This is a genomic window from Enterococcus sp. HMSC078F03 (assembly GCF_001811595.1).
In the GTDB taxonomy this organism is placed as follows: Bacteria; Bacillota; Bacilli; order Lactobacillales; family Enterococcaceae; genus Enterococcus; species Enterococcus faecalis.
Genome location: NZ_KV805564.1, coordinates 1 through 368 on the forward strand (window position 1 = coordinate 1; position 368 = coordinate 368).

At 45.7% G+C, this 368-nt stretch carries 1 protein-coding gene; it reads right to left on the minus strand.

Annotated elements, in window-relative coordinates; all coding sequences use genetic code 11:
- Positions 1 to 368: transposase (locus tag HMPREF2810_RS08445; RefSeq protein WP_176745260.1), on the minus strand; the 368-nt coding region annotated here is incomplete at both ends.

Below are 368 nucleotides of genomic sequence, written 5' to 3' on the forward strand. Positions count from 1 at the left end.
ATATTGGACATGGTTTGGGGCGTGTAGTGATGCCCATACATTTTCTCAATCAAGTCTGCGATTTCCGACATGGTAATACCTTTTCGGAAGAGGTGAATGACGGTCTCCTCTAAGGTATCATTCGTCCGTCTATAAGCAGGAACAGTCTGTTGCTTGAACTCGCCATTGCGGTCGCGCGGAATCTGGAGATGAAGTTCCCCATACTCGGTCTTGACCGTACGGTCATAGGAGCCGTTACGAGAATTACCCGTGTTAAAACCAATGCGATCGTACTTTTCGTAATCGAGGAAAGCCGTTAACTCCGTTTTGAGAAGCGTATTGACAGCTTTTTCCAAATGGACACGGAATAATTCATTCAAATCGCCTTT